The sequence below is a fragment of the Bacillus sp. JJ722 genome (assembly GCF_036963345.1).
Lineage (GTDB): Bacteria > Bacillota > Bacilli > Bacillales > DSM-1321 > Bacillus_AD.
This window is the reverse complement of record NZ_JBALMO010000161.1, coordinates 1-17,653: the sequence shown is the minus strand read 5'-3', so window position 1 is coordinate 17,653 and position 17,653 is coordinate 1. Positions and strand designations below refer to the sequence as shown.

At 35.5% G+C, this 17,653-nt stretch carries 18 protein-coding genes; 1 reads left to right on the top strand and 17 read right to left on the bottom strand.

The window, feature by feature from the left end; genetic code table 11:
• Window positions 1-273 precede the first annotated feature (273 nt).
• From mtrB to V7014_RS18820, 11 genes are all read right to left on the bottom strand, one after another.
• On the bottom strand, window positions 274-498 hold the full coding sequence (mtrB, locus tag V7014_RS18870; RefSeq protein WP_335509212.1) for a trp RNA-binding attenuation protein MtrB: 225 nt from the start codon (window positions 496-498) through the stop codon (window positions 274-276).
• Window positions 499-666: 168 nt separating this feature from the next.
• Complete coding sequence (gene folE, locus V7014_RS18865; protein ID WP_335509210.1) at window positions 667-1,230, bottom strand: GTP cyclohydrolase I FolE; 564 nt, start codon at window positions 1,228-1,230, stop codon at window positions 667-669.
• A 377-nt stretch (window positions 1,231-1,607) separates the two neighbouring features.
• Window positions 1,608-1,880, bottom strand: coding sequence for a non-specific DNA-binding protein Hbs (gene hbs / locus V7014_RS18860; protein WP_019242034.1), 273 nt, complete (start codon window positions 1,878-1,880; stop codon window positions 1,608-1,610).
• A 545-nt stretch (window positions 1,881-2,425) separates the two neighbouring features.
• Window positions 2,426-3,904, bottom strand: coding sequence for a stage IV sporulation protein A (gene spoIVA / locus V7014_RS18855; RefSeq protein ID WP_335509208.1), 1,479 nt, complete (start codon window positions 3,902-3,904; stop codon window positions 2,426-2,428).
• 290 nt (window positions 3,905-4,194) lie between these two features.
• A complete protein-coding gene (locus V7014_RS18850; RefSeq protein WP_335509206.1) occupies window positions 4,195-4,917 on the bottom strand; it encodes a hypothetical protein in 723 nt (240 codons plus the stop codon).
• A gap of 15 nt (window positions 4,918-4,932) precedes the next feature.
• Window positions 4,933-5,133 carry a DUF2768 domain-containing protein gene (locus tag V7014_RS18845; protein WP_335509205.1) on the bottom strand — a complete coding sequence of 67 codons (201 nt, stop codon included), beginning with the start codon at window positions 5,131-5,133 and terminating at the stop codon, window positions 4,933-4,935.
• 430 nt (window positions 5,134-5,563) lie between these two features.
• On the bottom strand, window positions 5,564-6,607 hold the full coding sequence (locus tag V7014_RS18840) for an NAD(P)H-dependent glycerol-3-phosphate dehydrogenase (protein WP_335509215.1): 1,044 nt from the start codon (window positions 6,605-6,607) through the stop codon (window positions 5,564-5,566).
• A 16-nt stretch (window positions 6,608-6,623) separates the two neighbouring features.
• Complete coding sequence (gene der, locus V7014_RS18835) at window positions 6,624-7,934, bottom strand: ribosome biogenesis GTPase Der (protein ID WP_335509203.1); 1,311 nt, start codon at window positions 7,932-7,934, stop codon at window positions 6,624-6,626.
• A gap of 392 nt (window positions 7,935-8,326) precedes the next feature.
• A complete protein-coding gene (locus V7014_RS18830; protein WP_335509201.1) occupies window positions 8,327-8,512 on the bottom strand; it encodes a capping complex subunit for YIEGIA in 186 nt (61 codons plus the stop codon).
• Entirely contained in the window at window positions 8,513-9,403 is an 891-nt protein-coding gene (locus V7014_RS18825) for a YIEGIA family protein (RefSeq protein ID WP_335509200.1), read from the bottom strand.
• A 5-nt stretch (window positions 9,404-9,408) separates the two neighbouring features.
• Window positions 9,409-10,002 (bottom strand): YphA family membrane protein, encoded by a 594-nt coding sequence (locus V7014_RS18820; RefSeq protein WP_335509199.1) that lies wholly within the window; start codon window positions 10,000-10,002, stop codon window positions 9,409-9,411.
• 121 nt (window positions 10,003-10,123) lie between these two features.
• Here V7014_RS18820 and V7014_RS18815 point away from each other — a divergent pair, with 121 nt between their 5' ends.
• Window positions 10,124-10,261 carry a YpzI family protein gene (locus V7014_RS18815; protein WP_335509197.1) on the top strand — a complete coding sequence of 46 codons (138 nt, stop codon included), beginning with the start codon at window positions 10,124-10,126 and terminating at the stop codon, window positions 10,259-10,261.
• 510 nt (window positions 10,262-10,771) lie between these two features.
• On the opposite strand, the gene glaH is transcribed toward V7014_RS18815, so the two are convergent.
• From glaH to gabT, 6 genes are all read right to left on the bottom strand, one after another.
• On the bottom strand, window positions 10,772-11,710 hold the full coding sequence (glaH, locus tag V7014_RS18810) for a glutarate dioxygenase GlaH (protein ID WP_335509195.1): 939 nt from the start codon (window positions 11,708-11,710) through the stop codon (window positions 10,772-10,774).
• 295 nt (window positions 11,711-12,005) lie between these two features.
• Entirely contained in the window at window positions 12,006-12,338 is a 333-nt protein-coding gene (locus tag V7014_RS18805; protein WP_335509193.1) for a DUF3870 domain-containing protein, read from the bottom strand.
• Window positions 12,339-12,414: 76 nt separating this feature from the next.
• The gene (gene lhgO, locus V7014_RS18800) at window positions 12,415-13,620 is read right to left on the bottom strand and encodes an L-2-hydroxyglutarate oxidase (protein ID WP_335509192.1); all 1,206 of its coding nucleotides are present in this window, start codon (window positions 13,618-13,620) and stop codon (window positions 12,415-12,417) included.
• A 30-nt stretch (window positions 13,621-13,650) separates the two neighbouring features.
• Window positions 13,651-14,346, bottom strand: coding sequence for a GntR family transcriptional regulator (locus V7014_RS18795; protein WP_335509190.1), 696 nt, complete (start codon window positions 14,344-14,346; stop codon window positions 13,651-13,653).
• 362 nt (window positions 14,347-14,708) lie between these two features.
• Window positions 14,709-16,157, bottom strand: a complete 1,449-nt coding sequence (locus V7014_RS18790) for an aldehyde dehydrogenase family protein (protein WP_335509188.1) — start codon at window positions 16,155-16,157, stop codon at window positions 14,709-14,711.
• A 23-nt stretch (window positions 16,158-16,180) separates the two neighbouring features.
• Entirely contained in the window at window positions 16,181-17,509 is a 1,329-nt protein-coding gene (gabT, locus tag V7014_RS18785; protein WP_335509186.1) for a 4-aminobutyrate--2-oxoglutarate transaminase, read from the bottom strand.
• Window positions 17,510-17,653: the final 144 nt, after the last annotated feature.

Genomic DNA, 17,653 nt, shown 5'->3' with positions numbered 1-17,653 from the left:
AATCGTAAATATTGTTCAATGATTATCACCCTTATTACCATGAAGGTATTTATTTCTAATTAATTGTAAATTCAATAAAATATGTAAAATGAAACAGCTTCTTTAACAAACCTATCCATATTTTTATCTTAAAAAGGTCCCGATATTCCATTTGAAAATTACATGTAATTATACCATAAAATATCCGAACCATAAAACAAGCTAACTCTACATTCATTAGGAAACTGAGATTCCTTTATTTAATTACAATAAAAAGAGCAGGGGATACCTGCTTTATTTGCGCGTGCTTTCAATTTCTCCAAAAGGTGTGTAAATCTGTGCATGTCCACGAACTTTAATCGCTGATGTATGTTCAGTAAACTGGGCAATCATTACTTCACCACTATCAAGCTTTTCAGAATGATGGAATCTTGTATCTGACCCTCTCGTTAAGCCTATTACATTCACTCCATCTTCCTTTGCCTTAATAATGACATAATCCGTATTTTTCTCTGCCACTTTCGTCACCTCTTCTATATTTTGCTTTCATTTAAATTATCTAAACCTAATCGCATAACAATATCCATTTAGATAAACACCACTCAATGAAATGTACCTTTCCTATTCCTATGTATACCTCGCTCATGTATGTTCAATATAAAAAACAAATACATGAGCAAATTTGAATTATTTTATTAATGATAACACTTCAGCTCGGGATCTTGCATCGCTTGCAAAAATACCACGCACTGCCGACGTAATCGTTTTTGCACCTGGTTTTTTAACGCCTCTCATCGTCATACACATATGCTCCGCTTCCACAACTACCATTACGCCATGCGGCTCTAACATTTCAAGAATACTATCAGCAACTGTTGACGTAATTCGCTCTTGAAGTTGAGGTCTTTTCGCAACTGCTTCAACGGCTCTAGCTAGTTTACTTAAACCAGTTACTTTTCCATTTCTCGGAATATAAGCTACATGAGCATTACCATAGAAAGGAACTAAGTGATGCTCGCATACAGAATGAAAAGGAATATCCTTTACTAGTACTAGTTCTTCATGTTCTTCCCCGAAAACAGTTTTGAAATATTCCTTTGGATCTTGGTGCAATCCAGAAAAAATCTCTTCATACATACGTGCTACTCGTTGGGGAGTATCTAACAACCCTTCCCGATTTGGATCCTCACCTACCGCTTCCAGGATCATCTTAATTGCTTCTTCTATTTTTGCGTGATCTACTTTTCCCAATGTATTTGCCTCCAGAATTAATAAACAAAATTACACTCTCTCCATTCTAAAATATTCATACATGAATTAATACTATTACGCTCTTGATAAAACGAGGAGAGTAGCAAACAATATTTTTATATTAACATATTTGCCCCACTAACAAAGATTTATTATGTAAACAGTGAATTTACTTGTAAATAAAGCTTCTCTATATAAAATACAACAAAAAAATATCTTATAAAAGAATTGTTTGTAAAGCTGTAAAACAAAAAAGCCTTCCGTTTATAAAAACGAAAGGCTTTTTTGTTTTAAGAGAAATATCTTTTACAATAGTGGTGTAAAACCAACTAATTATAATCTCTACTTCACTTATACATATTGACTTAATATGTAAATTATTTAACTGCGTCTTTAAGCGCTTTTCCTGGTTTGAATGCAGGAACTTTGCTTGCAGCGATTTCGATCTCTTCCCCAGTTTGTGGGTTACGACCTTTACGTGCAGCACGTTCACGTACTTCAAAGTTACCAAAACCGATTAGTTGTACTTTATCACCAGATTTTAAAGCGTCTAGAATAGTATCAAAAACAGCATCAACAGCTTTCGTTGCATCTTTCTTAGAAAGCTCGCTTGCTTCTGCAACTGCATTAATTAGTTCTGTCTTGTTCATGCCATTCACCTCCTCCCAACGGGAATTTCATTTTCAACATTCTAAATCATTTTTGATCAATGAAAGTTGTATTGATATTTGATTTATTTCTAACTTTTGAACAAACTATATTACAAAAGCCGTTTTTTCATCCTACTCTATCTTTCATAAGAAATCAAGAGTAAAGCGAAAAGGCGAATGTACAAAAGCTAAAACACTGTAGTAAAACGGCAGAATGGCGTCTTCTTAGCTCATTTACTGTAAGTAGATTATCATAATCATTTATTGTTATCAAGAGAATTCAATAAATAATGGTAATCTTTTAACGAATTGTTGCATATATTCTTTAATTACAACGTTTATTAGCAATAGTGTCCATAATTAGCGAAATATATACACTATTCTATTACATTTTTGTGACAATGTAATAGATTGTCCAAATGACGCACCAACTTACTAACATCCTACCCAAAATAATCATATTTTTCAAAGTAAAAGCGGACTCTTATTATTTTACAAAATAAAAAAAGGCTAGCTACACATTGTGTATAAACTAGCCTTTTTTTTTATAGTATAATGGCTATTAAGCCACCAGATCCTTCGTTAATAATTCTTTCTAATGTTTCTTTCAGTTTATATCTTGCATTTTCTGGCATTAGTGAAAGCTTTGCCTGGATTCCTTCTCGAACAATACTACTTAATGAGCGACCAAATATATCCGAACTCCATATTGAAAGTGGATCATCCTCAAAATCTTGCATTAAATAGCGTACCAATTCTTCGCTTTGCTTCTCAGTACCGATAATTGGCGCAAATTCAGACTGCACATCCACTTTAATCATATGGATCGAAGGTGCTACAGCCTTTAATCGAACGCCAAATCTAGGGCCTTGACGAATGATTTCTGGCTCATCTAGACTCATGTCAGCAAGTGATGGAGCCGCTATTCCATAACCTGTTTGTTTAACCATTTTTAAAGCATCAGCTATATGATCATATTCTGCTTTAGCATGAGAGAAATCTTGCATTAGCTCTAATAAATGATCCTTTCCCCTGATTTCAACACCGACGATTTCTTGTAAAATTGAATCGTACAGCTCATCCGGTGCATATAAATCAATTTCTGCAATACCTTGCCCCATCTCCATGCCTGCTAAACTAGCGTCCTCAATAAACTCAAAATCTTTGAATTGATGAACAACTCGATCAACGTCTCTCAGACGTTTAATATCTTTAACTGTTTCTCTTACTGCTTCTTGATAGCTTTCTCTTAACCAATGATTTTCTCTTAAAACCATTACCCAGCTTGGTAAATTCACATTTACTTCAAGTACAGGGAATTCATATAATGCTTCTCTAAGGACGTTCATGACATCTGCTTCACGCATGCTTTCAACACTCATTGACAGTGCAGGTATATTATATTGTTCTTGAAGCTTTGCACGTAACGCTTCAGTATCTGGGTGATAAGGTTGCACAGAGTTTATAATCATAATAAAGGGTTTACCAACTTCCTTCAATTCCTCGATTACTCTTTGTTCAGCTTCTAGATAATCGCGACGTGGAATTTCACCAATTGTTCCATCTGTTGTAATAACAACCCCAATTGTAGAATGATCTTGTATAACCTTCCTCGTTCCAATTTCCGCTGCTTCATGAAAAGGAATCGGTTCTTCATACCACGGTGTACTAATCATCCTTGGGCCATTCTCATCTTCGTAGCCTTTGGCTCCTGGAACGGTATAGCCCACACAATCAACAAGGCGAATATTTACTTCTAATCCATCTTCTACCTTTATAGATGCAGCCGCATTCGGAACGAATTTTGGCTCGGTTGTCATAATTGTTTTTCCTGCTGCACTTTGAGGAAGCTCATCAAGCGCCCTTGCTCGATCCGCTTCATTATCCATATTTGGAAGTACTACTAACTCCATAAACTTTTTTATAAATGTAGATTTGCCAGTCCGAACCGCCCCCACCACACCTAAATAGATGTCACCGCCAGTCCTTTCTGCAATATCTTTGAAAATATCTACTTTTTCCACGAGATTCCCTCCCGATATTAGAGTGCTTGGGATATAATATCCAATTGTATAGAATAAGACATCTTATATTTATGTTGTTGTCCGATAAAAATATGCTATTTTTATTATTTTTTTCTCCTTTCTTTCGTATAGTCGTGTATAGTTTCAGCATTTGCGTAATTTTCGAATGTCGTTTCATATTTTTTCATAATAAGATGCTGCTGAACCGTAGTAGATAAAATTCTTCATCTTGAAATTACAAAAAATAAAACCCTTCTCCTACAATATATTTTGTAAGAGAAGGGTTATGACTATTTTGTCATAAAAACCGGTTCATAGTTTTCATTTACAGTGTAAGGCAAGGAGAATGCTGGAACAAAGATTGAATTTTCAGTCAATAAAACTCTGATATCTTCCCCAGGCTTAAACTTGCGTTCACTTTCTTTTAATGCTTTTACCAAATCAGGTGTGTAATCAATATACAAATTGCTTTCAGAATCCATTATTACTCCTAATTCAGATTGTGAATACGGACTTTTTACAACTGGTAATTCATCAAATCCTAATTTCTTATAGTCAAGAGTGAAAACATATGTATCTAACTGATCTTTATAAGGGGGATACTTATTCTTGTCCTTATACATCTGCATTCTGAGCCCATACTCCTGAATTAAGTCTACTATTCTAAGGTCATAGATTTTTACAGTAGGGTTTGTTTCGACATCAATGAGCACATATTGAAAGACTCCACCGCTTTCATAAGCATTCCCTGGAGGATCAGACATATATTTACCTATTAATTTAGAGAAATCAATTGGATATTTCTGATAAATAGGGACTGTTGCATCATTATTTTTTATAGGTAATAATCCATTTTGATCTTTACGATATTGATTCACCGCTTGCTGAACGATTTGAATTTGATCTTCATAAGGAGTTTTATTTTCTGTTCTTTTGCTTTGAGGATACATACATCCCGTTAAGACGATAATAGCTATCATTAACACACTAATCACATTATGTTTTTTTCTCATTTCAGCTGCTCCAATTTATGAATTTGTCGGTCCACTTAATACTACGAGAAAAACAATAATACCTGCTAAAACCATTAAGATAAATGCAAACACTGTTGTAACCGCTTTAAAAAAACCTTTAAGCTTAAAACGACTAAAATAAATTAAAACAATTGAAATAGTCATAAATATCATGGCCGCAAATGAAATCCACATTTTTTGCAGTGCTGGTGTCAATCTTTATCACTCCCATCGTTGTTTTTTTATGTATTCTTCTTACTTTTCAACATTTGTACTTTCTCATTATAGTACAATCCATCTTTTGTGAGCGATTAAAATGCTATTTTTTTATATATTTGTTAAAAATTTTTAAATTTGGAATAGTTATAAGAAAAGCGGAAGCGTTGCTTATCGACGTACATACTGGAGGGACTTCGACTCAGATAAAGGAAACACGACAAGCTGATAAGCGATTCAATTGTCTAAGTTCAAAAAAATTAAATTTTCTTAATCGCAAAAAAAGACAGAAGAAGGCGATATTGCTTTCTTCTGTCTTATGACTAAATTACCACTATAGGTTTTTAGGTCTTGCTTATTCCATAGCATTCTATGCATAATTCCAATATACGCATCATCAAATGCCTATTTTTAAAAATAATTTCCTGAATTATTTAGATGCTTGCAAAATATTCACTAAATCATCCATTTCTGATTTACGATCTCTTGACATTAGCAAATCTACAGCACTTCTTACATCTTCGTTATTAAATAAAACATTGTATAAAGCCATTGTAATTGGCATTTTAACATTATACTTCTCCGCAAGCTGATAAGCTGCCTTTGTCGTACGAACGCCTTCTACAACCATTCCCATACTATTTAAGACATCTTCAAGCTTTTGGCCCTTACCAAGCATGTTTCCTGCTCTCCAGTTACGAGAATGAACACTTGTACATGTTACGATTAAATCACCAATACCTGTAAGACCTGCAAATGTTAGAGGATTCGCTCCCATAACTGTACCTAATCGAGCAATCTCAGCAAGCCCTCGAGTCAAAAGAGCCGCTTTTGCATTGTCTCCATATCCAAGCCCGTCCGTAATACCAGCAGCTAAAGCAATAATATTCTTTAAAGCTGCTCCGATTTCTACACCGATTAAATCAGGGTTTGTATAGACTCTGAAGTTTTGATTAATAAATAAATCTTGGACTTCTTCAGCTGCTTTCATATTTTTCGATGATACAGAAACAGTTGTTGGATGTCTAAGGCTTACTTCTTCCGCATGGCTAGGACCAGATAAAACAACGATATCCTTAATAATATTAGGATCGCCATCTTGTTCAATCATTTCTGAAATGCGCATAAGTGTATCTGGTTCAATACCTTTACTCACATGCACAATCGTAATTGGTTGCTTCGCTGTCGATCCAATCTTCTTAACAACTTCTCGAATAGCTTTCGTTGGAACAGCAAGAATAACCGTTTCTACACCTTCTAAAGCTTCTTCTAATGAGGTTGTACCGATGATAGATTCAGGCAGCTTAACCTCTGGTAAATATGTCGAATTCATGTGGTTTTCATTAATATCGTTTATTTGTTTCTCTTTATTACCCCAAATACTTACGTTATGACCATTATCAGCAAGAACCATAGCAAGTGCAGTCCCCCAGCTTCCAGCACCAGCAACTGTTACCTTTTTCTGTGTTTCCATGCTCATCACTACCTTCTTATTTTCTTTGACGTGCAAATATTTTAATTGGTGTACCTTCAAATTCGAAAGCTTCGCGAATGCGATTCTCTAAGAATCTTGAATATGAGAAATGTAGCAGTTCAGGATCATTAACAAAAACAACAAAAGTAGGTGGTTTAATAGCCACTTGAGTTGTATAGAAAATTTTCAGGCGTTGACCTTTATGAGTTGGTGTTGGATTCATTGCAACAGCATCCATAACAACTTCGTTTAAGATGTTCGTTTGAACACGTAACGCATGATTTTCACTAACTTTATCAATGATTGGCATAACAGAATGAATACGCTTCTTCGTTAAAGCAGATAAGAATACAATCGGTGCATAATCTAAGAATAAGAAGTGCTCACGAATATTCGTTTCAAATTCTTTCATTGTTTTTTCGTCTTTTTCAATAGCGTCCCATTTATTTACAACGATAATGACACCACGGCCTGCTTCATGAGCATATCCAGCGATTTTCTTATCTTGCTCACGAATACCTTCTTCAGCATTTAACACGACTAAAACAACGTCTGAACGTTCAATCGCTCTTAGGGCACGTAATACACTGTACTTCTCAGTGCTTTCGTAAACCTTCCCTTTCTTTCTCATACCAGCCGTATCAATGATGACATACTCTTGTCCATTATATTTGTATGGTGAGTCAATGGCATCACGTGTTGTACCTTCTACATCACTTACAATCACTCGATCTTTTCCAAGCAATGCATTTACTAATGAAGACTTCCCAACATTCGGTCTACCGATTAAAGAGAATTTAATAATTCCTTCATCATACTCGTCTCCCTTGAATGTCGGGAAATGTTTTGCTGCTTCATCAAGTAAGTCCCCTAATCCAAGTCCGTGCGTTCCTGAGATTGGGAATGGCTCTCCAAATCCCAGTGCATAGAAATCATAAATTTGTTCGCGCATTTCAGGGTTATCGACTTTATTTACTGCTAATACTACAGGTTTTTTTGAACGATATAATATTTTTGCAACTTCTTCATCAGCAGTTGTTACACCTTCACGACCGTTTGTCATAAAAATAATAACATCCGCTTCATCAATAGCAATTTCAGCTTGTTGACGAATTTGCTCTAAGAACGGCTCGTCTCCTAAATCAATTCCACCAGTATCAATTATATTAAAATCATGAGTAAGCCATTCTCCTGAACTATAAATACGATCTCTAGTTACTCCTGCAACATCTTCGACAATCGATACACGTTCTCCTACAATACGATTGAAAATAGTAGATTTCCCAACATTCGGTCTTCCCACTATTGCAACGACAGGTTTCGGCATTACAATCACCCTTTCATTGTATTCCTCATGCATTTACCAGTAAGTACACGCATAAAAATATCTTGTATTTTTTTTACGAACTTCCTTCTTACAATTAAAATCAACATAATCGATTATCTATAACTATATAAGTATTTTACCTATTTGCATTTTTAATTCTTTTATTATTAACAATCTCGGAAGGAAGAATCTTATTGTTACCCGTTTTACAGTTTGTTCTTTATATCTACATACTTAAATATGTATCACTTTATAAATAAAATCAAATGAACTCATTGTATTTTGATTCCTATACTATTTTATCTACTCTGCAAAACAACCCTTCTTACTATTAAGAAGGGTGTAACTATCCTATATTAACAAATTTTTTTCTATCCAACAATAACATCAGGTTAATGCTTTACAATTATATAAACATCCTCGCTCAATTTATGAGCAATTCCGTCTAAAATAGCTTCTAAGTTTGCAGCAAAGTCATCCATTTCTTCTATTGTATCACAATGAAATAATGCAGGGGCTATTGGTACTTTTGATGTATTTAATGTCACTGCTGCTATTATATATTTTTCGAGAACCATTTATAGAATTCCTTCCTTATCCGTATCTATTTTGCTCGGTAATCGAATTGCATTCTCCAAAGTTGGAACATTACCTATTACTTTTATTGCTTTTTCAATATTTTTTTCTTGAGGCAAAATAAAAACACCTACTCGTCCATCATCTAAATCTCTTTTCGCTAGAGGTACAAGCGCTGGTGTACCGGAGTCACGATAAACACCCAATGCAACTGATACATCATGTAATATTGCTTGACGTTGCCCTAAATTAGCAATAGTCGTTCTAACGTTAAAATTTTTAGGTTTCAATATAAACCCCATGCCATACCGCAAAATCTCTTCTTGTCTTTGAGGATGACCAATATTCATTATATAAATATTATCAATATATAACCCTGCTCCATCAAAGCGTACTTCGCAATATTCAATATCACAAATATCCTGTAATGTAGAACCTGACATTAGTACCCGACTCAAGAATATACACAGTATAGTTACGATGAGCGCAACCCAAATATTAAGAAATAAATAAGCAGTAGTCGTAATCAAAGAAGTAAAAATAACTAAATAATTTCTACCTTCAAATGCAACAGCAATTCCTTCTATATATGTATTTCCACGCTTCACTAATTCATATTGATCCAAACCCGTTAACGTATTTCGTTCCATGTTTCTAACATCTCTAAACTGAGTAGCAGCTAATGTTAGAAAAGTAACTGCTGTATAATCTTTCATTAGTAAAGCAGGTACAACAATACTTCCTAATCCTGCCGCAATAACCCCTAATGCTAAATGAATAATCTTCCCATGTAAGTACGTTGGATATTGGCGATAATCACTCTTTAACATAAATAACCTCGTAACGATACCAGCAACTGATCCAACTAAGATAGGTAAAAAGTAGTTATCCACGCATTTCAAACCTCTTTCTTATGGTAATGTTTGCTATCATCAAATAAATAATTCCCTATAGATTCAATCGTATACCAAATGAGAAGTACTAAAGCTACAACCGCAATATGATCCAACCAAGATAAAGAAAATAATTCATATGATAATCCTGTCCGATAATAAACAATAAACAGCAGTAAATCACTTATTATCATACCCATAATAAGAGCCATCATACGCTGTCTATTATCCTTTAAGAGTAAGATGCTAATGTACAACAACAAGATGCTACTTCCCCACATCGGTATCCACGAAAACCATAAAGGTTCTAAGGTTAGAAAAAAGTAATAACTACCTTGGCACAAAGCCACTATAAATGATGCTAACATAACATGAAATTGGTTTTTAAAAGTCAAACACCCAATATACCTACATACAATAATCATTAAATAAATAACTGCTCCATTTAAAGTAATTGGATTTATAGAAATATAAAACTGGGAAAGAAAGAGTATGATAAGTAAGTGAGCGACTATCGAAGAATTTATTTTATGATATAGAAAAAACACAAATACCGTAAGAAGAATCCAACTACCCCAAATAAAGATTAAACCATTCATTTAATCATCCCCTTTCCATCAAACAGTATTGACAGGAATAGAAGGATTAAACAATGCATTATGCTTTCACGAATAATTTCAACTGTAAATGAAAGAGTAATACTATGAGGAGGTGTAAACGATGGGCAAAGATCGACAAGAAAAAAAACTGAAAAATAGCAGACGAGTTGAATCCGATCGTGATCAATCGCTCCATCACAACGGTGCAGCAAGACTAGACACACCAGACGAAGCAAGACAACAAAACCAACATAACTAAGAAAAGCAGAAGTGGCCGTTTTGCGGCGTATGAACTGGAGCAATCCGACTGAGATAAAGGAAACACGATAAGCCGGTAGGCGAGTCGATGTTGACTTATCGTAGGGAGGATGGCGAAGTTCACTAGCCGCTGGGCACTGGCGCTAGACAACTAAGAAAAGCAGAAGTGGCCGTTTTGCGGCGTATGAACTGGAGCGATCCGACTGAGATAAAGGAAACACGATAAGCCGGTAGGCGAGTCGATGTTGACTTATCGTAGGGAGGATGGCGAAGTTCACTAGCCGCTGGGCACTGGCGCTAGACAACTAAGAAAAGCAGAAGTGGCCGTTTTGCGGCGTATGAATTGGAGCCGTACGACCGTGAAAGGAAAAAGAAAGATCAAAAAGAGGTCGACCAATGGTCAACCTCTTCTAATCATATACTTCATATTTTTTATAAGGTGTCATCAAGGGGAATTAATGACAACGGATAAAATACAAATTTATTTTGTACTTATTAATGACAATAACGATTATTGAATGAAACGTCCGCGTTGACGTTGTAATTCACGATAAAGCTCAGTATTCTTTTCAAATGCCGCACGGCCATGTAACCAAAATAAGTTGTTAACCATCACTAAGTTACCTACTGGTAATTTTAATTCAATGACAGCTTCGTCTGCTTCCATTGAGTCAGAAAGATTGCTTAAGTATTTAGCTTGTTCAATTGTTTCTGGATAAACAAATTGGTCAATAAAGCAAATACATGGTTTGTTGTTTTGCTTAAAGAAAGTTGTTCTTTCTACTTCTTGTCCTACATTTTTAGAGCTTGGTGCTTTGTATGTGAACTTGTGAGAACCGATTGGATCGTTCGCGAATTTATCTAGCTCGTTCCAATCATCAAGGTGTAATAAACGTGATTCTCCACCTACTGCATTTCTTTCTTCTAATTTCATCATTAATAACCAATCGGTTGGCTCGTCTACGAAAGTACCATCTGTGTGAAGTGTAAATAGACGGTAAGCCTGACGTAGGTATGAGTCACTATTATCAGTATCTTTAACACTGAAGTTTGCATAGTACTTACCAGTCATAGAATCAAAGTTCGGCATACCAGCCATGTGAGAGAATGCAGTTGAGAAGAATAAGAATTCTTCTTTATCTTCTGTTACATCTTTCATACCTACAGTGAATCCACCTGAAGCTCGATCGTTCAGAATTTCTCTTACGATATTTCCTAGTTCATATCCAGTAAGTGTTAATAGACGATCAGTCACTAATTGACGTGCAAATGGAGTGTACTCAAGACGTTGAGCAGATACGCCGTCTTCTTTCATGATTTCTAAGAATTTCTTCACAATGTCAGCGCTAATTTCAATATGATATAAGCGGTTGCTTTGTGGATGAGGCAGAATTTCATACCCTTCCGTTGTTTGTACAAATTTCATTTCACTTTTTTCGATAACAGCCATTGATAAAACCTCCTGAGTGATATTATATTGTCTGTTAACTCTTTAGAACAAAAAATAGCCAGCTATACCATGCTTAAATAAGACATAGTACAACTGGCTATTATTTACTGTCTTGCCCTAGACAAATAGAGTCATAGTAAATATTACAGTTATTAAGTATATTTGTTTAAATGTTGAACAGCATCATAAATATTATTCGCGTTTTTGAAAAGGATATTATTCAGAAGGCGAATATATATTTTTTAACTGAAGTTAGTGTAACACAAAGTTGCTATTGTGTAAATATTAAAAACTTTCAATCAGCTAATTTCATCTCAGCTTTTCTCTGATGAAAATGAAGATCTAGGTCTTTAAGTGCTGCAACTAACGCATTAGTTGCTTTACCACGATAATAGAATTGAATTAATTCAATCGGTTTTTCAATTCCATCATTTAAACTGATTCCTCTAAGCAATTGATTAATAAAATGTTTACCGTGCTCTGTCGCAAGAGTACACGATGCTTCTAATATTACTCCATATTTAAGATCTACTTCTGCTGTAATAGTTAACGTATCAAATACACTTTTCGCAGCCATCCCTTGCGGCAATCTTGCGTGACCAGCAATAAACATAATATTTGGATTCATGATAAAATACGCCCCTTTAAATTGTTCATATATAAATTGTCATAATTATCACACCATTTTTCCTACTAGCACTTTCTTAAGCTTTAATTAATTGCGATTGTGCAGGAATACGACTTACTACTTCTTTACCTATTTCGATAGAAGCTGTAGCTGCTGGTGATGGTGCGTTACATACGTGAATACTGCTCGCACCAACAATAATATGAAAATCATCTACCATTTTCCCATCATCAGATAACGCTTGTGCACGCACACCTGCTGGAGCAGCAACTAAGTCATCTGCTTGGATTTCAGGAATTAGTTGTTGTAAGCTTTCAACAAATTTAGCTTTGCTGAATGAACGAATATATTCTTCAATTCCTTCTTTCATAAACCCACTTGCTAGTTTCCAGAATCCTGCATAACCCATTACTTCAGCAAAATCTTTCATGTTAAAGTCTGTTTTCTTGTATCCTTCACGTTTGAAACTAAGCACAGCATTTGGCCCAGCATCTATTTCTCCACCAATCATGCGTGTAAAGTGAACACCTAAGAATGGGAACTTAGGATTAGGAACTGGGTAGATTAAGTGTTTAACAAGATGTCTTTTTTCAGGTTTTAATTTATAGTACTCTCCACGGAAAGGAACAATTTTCATATCTGTTTTGTAACCAGCAATTTGCGCAACACGGTCACTGTGTAAACCAGCACAGTTAATAATCATACGTGCTTTAAATGTACCTTTATTCGTTTCGATTGTTACATCGTCTTTTTTCTCATCGATTTTTTCAACCTTTGTTCCAAGTTTGATTTCACCGCCATTTGTACGAATGATTTCAGCAAACTTTTCACTAACTTGGCGATAGTTTACAATACCAGCCATCGGAACACGAATTCCACCTAAACCATTAACATGAGGTTCAATTTCTTTCAATTCACCTACGTCAATTTTTTTGATTTTCAATTCATTTTGAAGTCCACGCTCATACAAGTTGTCTAATAACGGTATTTCTTCTGGTTTCGTAGCAACGATCACTTTACCGCAAATATCATGCTCAATACCGTGCTTTTGGCAAAATTCCGTCATTGATTTACTACCTGCTTTTGCGAAGCGAGCTTTAAAGCTCCCTGGTTGATAATAAATTCCTGAGTGAATTACACCACTGTTATGTCCAGTTTGATGATCAGCAACCGCATTTTCTTTTTCAATAACTACTACTTTTGCATTAGGATAACGTTCATATAATGCCATACCCGTAGATAAACCTACAATTCCCCCACCTATTATCGCGAAATCGTACATGATAAATCCCCCATTGTTTATACTATTTTGTTACTTAATGTTAATAGATTGTTCTACATCATTTTTTGCATTTTTCAATTGCTCCATATAGGAAATTAAATTGTTCTTAGTTCGGAAAATATGATATTCCATGACAGCACGTAATTCTGCTGCATCATTTCTCATCACTGCCTCATAAATCAACCGATGCTCTTTTTGCGTTTCCTTATAGTAATCTATTAATAAACTAGGTGCAATCGGTGAAATTCCAACAGTTTCAACCATATTCCTTACTCTAGTCCATGGACAACCTTTGCTTAACTTCTTATGAAAATGATCATTAAGGTGGATATAAAAATCATTCGTTTCTTCCGTTAAGTCCAAATTCTCCATTTCTAGTAAAAGCAATTCTATTTCACGCTTATCTTCTTTTGTTAAATATGGCAACGACTTCTCTACTGCTAAACCTTCCAAAACAGAGCGAATATGATATATTTCCTCAATATCTTCAGGAGTAATCGGTGTTACAATTGCTCCTTTATGTGGTTCAATCTTAACTAGACCTTCCATTTGCAGTTGTCTTAAAGCTTCTCGAATAGGCATACGGCTAACGTTTAATTTCATCGCCCACTCTTCTTGAATTAACCGCTCTCCCTTTGTTAATGTTCCATCAAGAATCGCTTGCCTTAAGTTTTTTGTCACGTAATGAAGAATCGTAACTTTATCTTTAGGCAAAATTTCTCCCATAGCGGCACCTCACTTTTGCAAATAGTCAAAATATTGGATACAAATCGAAGTTTATCACATCCAAAAATCAATTTCAAGAATTAAGTAAAAATTTCAAATTAACTGATTATATCTACAGATTCCTTATTTTATCAAGGTTTAATTCAATGTATTACTTCATGTCTAAATTTCATCAGTTTAAGTCTTGTATCCAATCGATAGTAATATTGGATACAATTATTCAGGTAATACAAACATAGTTAGGCATATTTTTTTATTTTAAAAGTCATAGGAAGATATTTGGGGTTAACATATAAGCTTTAGAAGGAGCATGTAGTTTGAATTAAAACGGCGAAGAATTAAATATTCTCCGCCGCTTTGTATTATTTAGTAGTGATAGCTACTGTTTTGTAGGCTGTAAAGAATTCAATAGCGGCAGTACCTTGTTCGCGAGTACCTGAACTAGATTCTTTCATTCCACCGAATGGAGCTTGTGGCTCTGCTCCACCAGTCTCACCATTGATTTGTACTAAACCAACTTCACTATTTTTAACGAAGTGGAAAGCCTTGTTTAAATCAGTTGTGAATAATGACGCACTTAAGCCATAAATGGTGTCATTTGCTTGAGCTAAACCTTCTTCATAGTTTGCTATTTTAATAACAACAAAGACCGGTCCGAAGATTTCTTCTTGAGCAATCGTCATGTCATTTGTTACATTTTCAAAGATCGTCGGTTCAATAAAGTATCCACCATTGAACTCAGGAGCATCGCATGTTTTACCACCATAGAATAATGTAGCTCCTTCTTCAAGACCTTTTTTAATATAAGATGTAACTGTTTCAAATTGGTTTTTAGATGCAACAGGACCCATTGTAATAGATTCTGACATTCCATCACCAACTTTAATATCTTGAACAAATCCAAGTACTTTGTCCATGAACGCATCATAAATAGCTTCTTCAACAAATACTCGGCTAGTTGCTGTACATCTTTGACCAGATTGCTTCATGCAACCTTCAACAGCCGCTTTCGCTGCAGCATCAAGATCTGCATCTTTCAATACCACAACTGGGTTTTTACCACCAAGTTCAAGTTGATATTTCTTACCTGTTTCAACAGCCGTTGCAGCGATTGTTTTACCTACAGCGTTAGAACCTGTAAACGAAACTGCTTTAACATCAAGATGCTCTACGAACGCATTACCAATTAAGCTTCCGCTACCATTTACTAAGTTAACTACGCCTTTAGGAAGACCTGCTTTTTCGAAGATTTCGGCAATCTTCACAGCTGTAATAGCTGTTTCTTGTGAAGGTTTCCACACAACCGTATTACCATATACAAGCGCAGGAGCAATTTTCCATACAGGAATAGCAACCGGGAAGTTCCATGGTGTAATCATCGCAACAACACCAAGTGGCTCACGTACTGTATACAACGTATTGTTTGGGTTTGCAGACGGGATCAAATCTCCAATTTTACGTGTACCTTCTTGCGCATAATAACGTAAGATAGCTGCAGCACGAAGAACTTCACCACGCATTTCAACAATGCGCTTTCCCATTTCTTTCGTTGCACAAGCAGCGATTTCTTCCACATTCGCTTCGAATAAATCTGCAGCTTTACGTAAAAAGTCTCCACGCTCTACAGATGAACGATTTCTCCAATCAACAAAAGCCGTTTTAGCTTCTTTTACTGCTTCTTGCGCATCTTCAACAGATGACATTTCAGTAAATCCTAAACTTTCAGATGGATTAGCTGGATTAAAATGTTCGTATTTTTTCCCAGTAGAACCTTCTGACCATCGTCCGCCGATATAATTAAGATTAGTCACCAATATTACCTCCTAATAAGTTATTACTTTAATTTCGCAGCTTCTTGAACAAGAACGTTTTCTAGAATAGATAAACCTTTGTCAAGTTGCTCTTCTGTAATAGTCACAGGTGGTAAGAAACGAAGAACGTTTCCATTAATACCAGCACTCAAAGAAATTAATCCTTGTTTCCAAGATTCTTTAACAACAGCATCCGCTAATTCTTTCAATGGTTCTTTTGTTCCTTTTTCTTTTACTAATTCAATAGCACGCATCGCACCTAGACCACGAGATTCGCCAACAAAATCAAATTTAGCTTCGAACTCATCAAATTTAGCTTTGATTTTTTCACCAACCCAAGCTCCTCTTTCAACAAGCTTTTCTTCTTCAATCACTTCAAGAACAGCCAGTCCAGCAGCACATGAAAGTGGACTACCAGCGAAAGTACCACCAAGTTGACCAGCAAGTGGAGTATTCATGATTTCAGCTTTACCTGTTACAGCACTTAATGGCATACCAGCAGCTAATGATTTAGACATCGTCATTAAATCAGGAGCTACATCAAAATTTTCGATTGCGAATAATTTACCTGTACGGCAGAAACCAGTTTGAATTTCATCAGCGATGAATACGATATTGTTTTCTTCACAGATTTGTTTCAAACCTTGTACGAAACGAGCTGAAGGAACAATGAAGCCACCTTCACCTTGTACTGGCTCAATAATAATTGCAGCAATATCATCAGTTGATGCTTCAGCTTTGAAGAAATGTTTAAAATTTTCTAAAATCATATCATCCACGCGTTCATTGCTAATCCCTCCTTCACTACGATAGTAGTAAGGATATGGCATGCGATAAGTATCGGTTGGGAAAGGACCAAATCCGTATTTGTAAGGTCTTACTTTACTTGTTAAACCTAAAGTTAATAACGTTCGACCATGGTAGGCACGATCAAAAGAGATGATACCTGATTTCCCAGTGTAGCTACGAGCAATTTTGATTGCATTCTCAACCGCTTCTGAACCACTGTTTACAAATAGAGTCTTCTTTTCGAAATCTCCTGGTGTAAGTTCATTTAATTTCTCAGCTAATGCTACATAGCTTTCATAAGGTGCTACATGGAAGCATGTATGAATAAATTTGTCTAATTGATCTTTAACTGCTTTTACAACTTTTGGGTGGTTATGACCAATATTTTGGATACCAATACCACCAGCAAAATCAATATATTCATTTCCGTCAACATCTTTAATAATTGCGCCTTGTGCTGATTCTGCATAGAATCCTGTTATATGATACGGTCCTTGTGGTACAGCTTTCTTGCGTCTTGCAGCTAATTCAGCTGATTTTGTTGTCACATTTACATTTCCCATTGTTACCCCTCCTGAAAATAAATGAAAACTTTGTCAAAAAGAACAAAAGCGCAGAGTACCCGTTCAGCGCCGTATGAGACTTACGCACTTCGTACGAGATAAAGGAAACACGAAGAGCTGGTAAGCGATTCGATGTGTCCAGCT

Coding starts and splice junctions, on each gene's coding strand:
- hbs (WP_019242034.1), bottom strand. CDS start 1,880: ATGAACAAGACAGAACTAATTAATGCAGTTGCAGAAGCAAGCGAGCTT.
- V7014_RS18850 (WP_335509206.1), bottom strand. CDS start 4,917: ATGAGAAAAAAACATAATGTGATTAGTGTGTTAATGATAGCTATTATC.
- V7014_RS18840 (WP_335509215.1), bottom strand. CDS start 6,607: ATGGAAACACAGAAAAAGGTAACAGTTGCTGGTGCTGGAAGCTGGGGG.
- der (WP_335509203.1), bottom strand. CDS start 7,934: ATGCCGAAACCTGTCGTTGCAATAGTGGGAAGACCGAATGTTGGGAAA.
- V7014_RS18830 (WP_335509201.1), bottom strand. CDS start 8,512: ATGGTTCTCGAAAAATATATAATAGCAGCAGTGACATTAAATACATCA.
- V7014_RS18820 (WP_335509199.1), bottom strand. CDS start 10,002: ATGAATGGTTTAATCTTTATTTGGGGTAGTTGGATTCTTCTTACGGTA.
- V7014_RS18815 (WP_335509197.1), top strand. CDS start 10,124: ATGGGCAAAGATCGACAAGAAAAAAAACTGAAAAATAGCAGACGAGTT.
- glaH (WP_335509195.1), bottom strand. CDS start 11,710: ATGGCTGTTATCGAAAAAAGTGAAATGAAATTTGTACAAACAACGGAA.
- V7014_RS18805 (WP_335509193.1), bottom strand. CDS start 12,338: ATGAATCCAAATATTATGTTTATTGCTGGTCACGCAAGATTGCCGCAA.
- lhgO (WP_335509192.1), bottom strand. CDS start 13,620: ATGTACGATTTCGCGATAATAGGTGGGGGAATTGTAGGTTTATCTACG.
- V7014_RS18795 (WP_335509190.1), bottom strand. CDS start 14,346: ATGGGAGAAATTTTGCCTAAAGATAAAGTTACGATTCTTCATTACGTG.
- gabT (WP_335509186.1), bottom strand. CDS start 17,509: ATGGGAAATGTAAATGTGACAACAAAATCAGCTGAATTAGCTGCAAGA.